Source organism: Clostridium sp. UBA6640, assembly GCF_002455975.1.
GTDB lineage: Bacteria > Bacillota > Clostridia > Clostridiales > Clostridiaceae > Clostridium_J.
The window spans coordinates 1-7,120 of sequence record NZ_DKLM01000049.1; the positions used below are offsets into that span (position 1 = coordinate 1).

Consider the following 7,120-nt stretch of genomic DNA (forward strand, 5'->3'; position numbering starts at 1 on the left):
CTGTATCTAAGAAAATTTTAATTGCATAATCTGCCAATGCTTGTTTAGTTGATGTTATTTTCACTGAAGCTATAGTTCCATCAAGATTTTCTGCATAAACTCTTAAGTTATTAGTACCTTCTCTTAGTTTAGCTTTATCTACTGCATACTTAAAAGTTAGATCTCCTTTTACAATTACATCCTCTCCATTTATTTGTAATTTATTTAATGGTTTAGTTACTCTTCCTTTAATTTCATATAATCCTTTACTGTCAAAAGAAGTTTCATCCCATTCTACTGCTGATGGATCTATATTATCAAAAATCACTATAGAATTTTCTACAACACCATGTTTAACAGTGAATGGAGTTACTGCAATATTAAGCCCTTTATCTGCAGTTATTATAGAAATTTCATTAGCTTCATTTTCAGTTAAATTTAAATTAACACTATACTTATTTCCATCGAATACTATATCTTTATTTGGTATTTCCTTTTTGTTAAGAGTTACATAATAAGATGAAACACCAGAATAATCTTTAACTTCCCACTCTAGTTTGTATTCTTTTTTATCAGTTACTTTACTAGATAATATTTTAACCTCTGGAATTTCTGTATCAACTATCACAGGAATATCGTATTTTTGTGGTTTAGAATTTGGTAAATCCACATAGAAATTGTATCTTAAAATATACTCTCCATCCTTAGGTACAACCTTACATCCTTCAGAAACATCATAATATTTCCCATCCCAAGCTAGTTCTGGATATAGATCAACCTTTAATCCGCTTCCATTAGGGGCATTAAGCACTTGCTTCTTCATATTATCTTGATATCCAACTTCACCTAGAATTTTTCCATCTTTATCAATTAATTCTGTCTTTGCAGTCTTTATATTTCTTAGCTTATATAATACTGGAATAATAGTATCGTAATAGCCGTCCCCATTAGGTGAAATTACTGCATCAATTAATTTTCCGTTATCTACTTTTCCTAAATATACATACTTTTCTCCAACTTCAGATACTATACTTGAACTTAGATTAATATCATAATCACGATTAAGGTTAGTTAGGAGCCCTGTTGGCTTCTCCCATCTCCAATTACTTATTACTCTTTCTTTAGACCAATCTCCATAGAACCCCATAAAAGGTACATATAAGTTTGGATCTTCTTTTTCATCTTTAGAAGTAAACTTTATAAATCCTTCAATAAAGTTCTCTGAATTTACATCTTTTAATGATAATGTAACTGTAACTTTTCTTGAACTATTTGCTTTTATAGTAACTTCCTTATCACTAAAGCTTAAGTTAGCTTTATCTTGAGGTAATACGTCATCATATGGAGTTGTTTCCGTAACATCATTTTGAATATTATTTGTTAATACTCCATCTTCAACTCCTAATATATAAGTTGCATCCTTGTTTCCATAATTTTTAATATCTAGCTCAAAGGATACTTTATCTGACTTAATCTCCTTCAATGCTACAGATGCCTCTCCATTATGAGTTACATTAATCCTATTTCTTACAGCTTCATTCAATTGAAGCATACCAGCTCCTTGTCTTCTTGGCGAGAAAGGTCTAGCCTCCATTCCCTTCTGTGGAATTTCATACTGAGGTTTTGCTGTGTTCATCGTAGATATTTTTGCAAATTCTACACTATCTTTACCATTAATGGTTGGTAAATCCTTCTTTAATGCTTCTCTTATAACTGACATTGCTCCAGATATATGTGGTGCTGACATAGATGTTCCACTCATGTTTCCATAAGCATTATTATTAAGTGTTGAATATATACTTCCACCTGGCGCTGATATTTGTGGCTTAAATGATAGATCCGGCGCACATCCCCAAGAAGTGCTTATAGAAAAATCATTTGCTTTTTCATTAGGTAAAGACATAGATCCTGTTCCCACTTTTAGTGTGTATGGGTTACCATTAGCTATAGTTGTGCCTAACTTATTCCCTACAAATATAGCAGGTATATTAATTGCTTTATCTTCAGCCATATTAATCAAGCTGTCGTTATAAGGATGATATATTATTACAGCCTTAGCTCCTGCTTTTTGAGCATTAATTATCTGGTCAGTGAAATTTATATTTCCTGCTTTTATAAGAGCAACTTTTCCCTTAACATCTATTCCAGTGAAATCATTAATTCTGCCGAGATTGCAATTTACTATATCTTTTATCATAGTGCCATTATCCATTTTAATTGTGTGTTCTGCATATGGAAATCTTGCTGTTTGTCCATCTTCGTCTTTTATAGGATTTCCATCTTTATCGCATAAATCTACAGATGGTCGAGTTATAAATGAATTATTATAATTCGCCACCATAAATGCATCTCTAGCTAATGCTGGCGCACCTGCTGTACTAATATCTTTTTTATTAGGGTCGTTAAGTGGTTGTGTTTGATAGGAAGAGTTTCCAGCAGAAACTACTACTACAACTCCTGCATCTGAAGCTTTTTTTATAGCCTTTTGTTCTGCATCATTGACATCTACAAAGCCTGCTGCCGATCCTAAACTCATGTTTATAACGTCTGCACCTAGTAATACTGAATCCTCTATCGCTGCTACAACATCATCTGTAGAAGCACCTGGACGTGGTCCATTAGAAAATGCTTTCATTGCCAACAGTTGTGCTTCTGGAGCTACCCCTTGTATTCCCTGCATGTTTTTCACATCTTCATCACTGGCATTAGCTGCTACAATTCCAGCAACATGCATACCATGCATAGAGGCATCATATTGAGTATCTATAANNCCTTTCACAGCTGTTTTATCTAACCAACTTTGTCCTGCTTCTAATGCACCTGATTTCACTAATTCTTTAACTTTTGATTCATTCAATTTGTTTTTTGATGAATTTTGAGGTGCTCTCATGTCTTTATGTGTATAATCTATACCAGTATCTATTATGGAAACTACCGTTCCTTCTCCTTTATATCCATAGTTACCCCATTCAGTATAAACCTGAGTAAGATCTTTAGCATTAGTCATGTCCAAATAATAAACATTAGCTTCTTTAACGCTAACTACACCAGGTATTTTCTTTAATGAATCCATCTCTTTTCTCTTTATATTCATACTAAATCCGTTTATTAGTGTTCCATAACTATGTCTTATTTGAGCACCTTGTAAGTTACTAGCTTTTGATTGTATGCTTTTAATATCATTTTTTATTCTGCTGACATCTTGAGTATTTATTCTTTCTCCATTAGTAGACATATCTACTGCAGATTTTCCTTCTACTTCAACTATAACCCTTACTACCTCTTCTGGATCTTGCTCTTTTAAATCCACCCCTTCAAATTTCATATTTTTTATTATGCTATTTATCTTATCTTTTTCATCCATTGACATATTCTTCTCATTGTTTATATTGGGTTCAATCCTTGCATAAGCTTTAACCCCACTTGTAGATGAAAAAATAACCATAGCTGTTGTAATAATACTTAACGTTCGAATTTTTTTACTTATCATAAGACCCCTCCTCAAAATAGAATAAATGTAAATATAATACTTTAATTTTTATTTTATATATAGCCTCATTTAAATTATAAAACAAATACTTGTATTTTAGGTTAATATTTACAAATAATTAAGGATATCCAATAAAAATTTACAAATACTTGAAATCAGTTAGGTAAATTAAAAATCTGTTACAAATATAATATTTGTATTAAATTATTGTGTATTAAATTCAGAATTTTAAAATTAAGAATGAAGGATGAATAATTATGGATATTTCTCAGTGAAAACTGAGAAATTTAGAATTGATTAGCTGTAGCGGTAAGCAGTGTTCGCCATATATTATCGAATTATTAGATATCTAAAAAAACTAGCAATATAAAATTGCTAGCCAAGAAAATCCATTCAAAGAAATTAATTCGTAAGAATTAACTTTAACCACAATCGTCAATTCTCCATTGGTTAAAGTAGTTTTTAACATAAAAATATTACTGGATAGCAACTATCCAGTAATATTTTAATTAATCTTATTCTGTGATTTCCATTGTTTCTATTTTATCTTCTACATTCTCTTCTACTTTATCTTCTACATTCTCTTCCAATTTATTTTCTACTTTATCTTCTTTTTTCTCTTCCATTTTCTCCTTCACATTTTCTTCTATAAGATTCTTTCCATTATCTTCTTTATTGTTTTTACTTTTATCTATTTTGAATTTCACAGTAGCACTGCCTGTATTTCCAGCTTCGTCAGTAGCAGTAACTTTTAATTCATACTTTCCATCAGTATCTCCAATAGGAGTTCCTAATTCATAAGGCTTTTTATTTAGTGTAGCTGTTATTGTAGCACCTTCTTCTGTTTCTATCACTGGAACTATGTCTATATTGTACACCTTGTTATTTTCAATATTTTTTATATTTACTACTGGAGCAGTTCTATCTATCTTAAATTTAATAACTTCTTCTGTATAAGTTCCATCAGGTGCAGTAGCTGTAACTTTAAGTTCATAATCTCCCCTTATAATAATTGGGAAACCCATAATATGTGGTTTTCCATTTAAAGTAGCTTTAACTTTCACCTTCTTATCAACTATAGCCTTTGGTGTAACTGATCTATAAGATTTTCCACTTTCTACACCTGTTACAGTTAAATTAGGACCTTGGCTTGTCTTAACAGTTAAAGTTTTTATAACTATATGTCCCATCATATCTTCAACTTTAAGCTGTATTTTATCCCCTTCTTTAACTTCTATTCTTTCATTAAAGTCATATCTGGATTTGTCTACTCCATATTCTCCTTCTACTGCTACTTTTTTAATAACTCTATTATTTATATAGAAAGTATATCCAAATCCACTATCTCCAACCCATCCTTGTAAATCTACATAATTTTTATCTTTACCAATTAGTATTTCTCCATTTTCACTTACTGTAGGAGATGTTAAATTCATAATTGGATCTTCTGTATCTAAGAAAATTTTAATAGCATAATCTGCCAATGCTTGTTCAGTTGATGTTATTTTCACTGAAGCTATGGTTCCATCAAGATTTTCTGCATAAACTCTTAAATTATTAGTACCTTCTCTTAGCTTAGCCCTATTTACTGCATATTTAAAAGTTAAATCCTCTTTTACAGTTACATCTTCTCCATTTATTTGTAATTTATTTAGTGGTTTACTTACCCTTCCCTTAATCTCATATAATCCTTTACTGTCAAAAGAAGTTTCATTCCACTCCACCGCTGATGGGTTTATATTATCAAAAGTCACTATAGACTTTTCTACAACGCCATGTTTAACAGTAAATGGAGTTATTGCAACATTAAGTCCTTTATCTACAGTTATTATAGAAATATCATTAGCTTCATTTTCAGTTAAATTTAAATTAACACTATATTTATTTCCATCAAATACTATATCTTTATTTGGTATTTTCTTTTTATTAAGAGTTACATCATAGGATGAAACACCTGAATAATCTTTAACTTCCCATTCCAGTTTATATTCTTTCTTATCAGTTACCTTACTAGATAATATTTTAACCTCTGGAATTTCTGTATCAACTATCACAGGAATATCATATTTTTGTGGTTTGGCATTTGGTAAATCCACATAAAAATTGTATCTTAAAAAGTACTCTCCATCCTTAGGTACAACCTTACCTCCTTTGGAAACATCATAATAAGTTCCATCCCAAGCTAGGTCTGGATATAGATAAACACCTTTTCCTTTTCCATCCGGACTACTATATACTTGTTTCCTCATATTATCTTGATATCCAACTTCACCTAGTATTTTTCCATCTTTATCAATTAATTCTGTCCTTGCAGTCTTTATATTTCTTAGCTTGTATAATACTGGCACAACAGTGTCTAAATTGCCATCTCCATTAGGTGAAATTACTGCATCAATTAATTTTCCATTATCCTCTTCTCCTAAATATACATAACTTCCTTGAACCTGAGATGCTATACCTGAACTTAAATTAAGCATACCTGGAAAACTTGTTGGCTTCTCCCATCTCCAATCACTTATTACTCTTTCTTTAGACCAATCTCCGTAGAATCCCATAAAAGGTACATATAAGTTTGGATTTTCTTTTTCGTCTTTAGAAGTAAATTTTACAAATCCTTCAATAAAGCTCTCTGAATTTACATCTTTTAATGATAATGTAACTGTAACTTTTCTTGAACTATTTGCTTTTATAGTGATTTCCTTATCACTAAAACTTAAGTTAGCTTTATCTTGAGGCAATACATCATCATATGGAGTTATTTGTGCAATATTGTTTTGAACATTATTTGTTAATACTCCGCCTTCAACCCCTAATATATAAGTTGCATTCTTATTTCCATAATTTTTAATGTCTAGCTCAAAGGATACTTTATCTGACTTAATTTCCTTCAATGCTACAGATGCCTCTCCCTTATGAGTTACATTAATTCTATTTCTTACAGCTTCATTTAATTGAAGCATACCTGCTCCTTGTCTTCTTGGAGAGAAAGGTCTAGCCTCCAATCCTTCCTGTGGAGTTTCATACTGAGGTTTTGCCGTATTCATCATAGATATCTTTGCAAATTCTACACTGTCTTTACCATTAATAGTTGGTAAATCTTTCTTTAATGCTTCTCTTATAACTGACATTGCTCCAGATATATGTGGTGCTGACATAGATGTTCCACTCATATTTCCATAAGCATTGTTATTAAGAGTTGAATATATACTTCCACCTGGTGCTGATACCTGTGGCTTAAATGATAGATCCGGCGCACATCCCCAAGAAGTACTTATAGAAAAATCATTTGCTCCCTCATTAGGTAAAAACATAACTCCTGTTCCCATTTTTATTGTATAAGGATTGTCATTAGCTATGCTTGTTGCTATAGTCTTACCTAGAGTATTTCCTACGAAAATAGCAGGTATTTTAACTACTGGATCCTCAGCCATATTAATCAAGCTGTCTTCTCCACTCTCGTTGTTATACATTATTACAGCCTTAGCTCCTGCTTTTTGAGCATTATCTATCTTTTCAGCAAAGGATATATTTCCTCTTTTTATAAGAGCAACTTTTCCCTTAGCATCTATTCCAGTGAAATCATTAACTTCGCCAAGATTGCAATTTACTATATCTTTTAGCATAGTGCTATTATCCATTTTAATTGTGTGT

At 31.3% G+C, this 7,120-nt stretch carries 2 protein-coding genes; both read right to left on the bottom strand.

Annotation, left to right across the window (positions count from 1 at the left end; translation table 11 throughout):
* Nucleotides 1–3,469 (bottom strand): S8 family serine peptidase (locus tag B2W91_RS04935; RefSeq protein ID WP_291579169.1); only part of this gene is annotated, 3,469 nt, incomplete at its 3' end.
* Nucleotides 3,470–3,984: 515 nt separating this feature from the next.
* Nucleotides 3,985–7,120, bottom strand: a 3,136-nt coding sequence (locus B2W91_RS04940; protein ID WP_291579170.1) for an Fn3-like domain-containing protein, incomplete at its 5' end; no start/stop codon positions are given.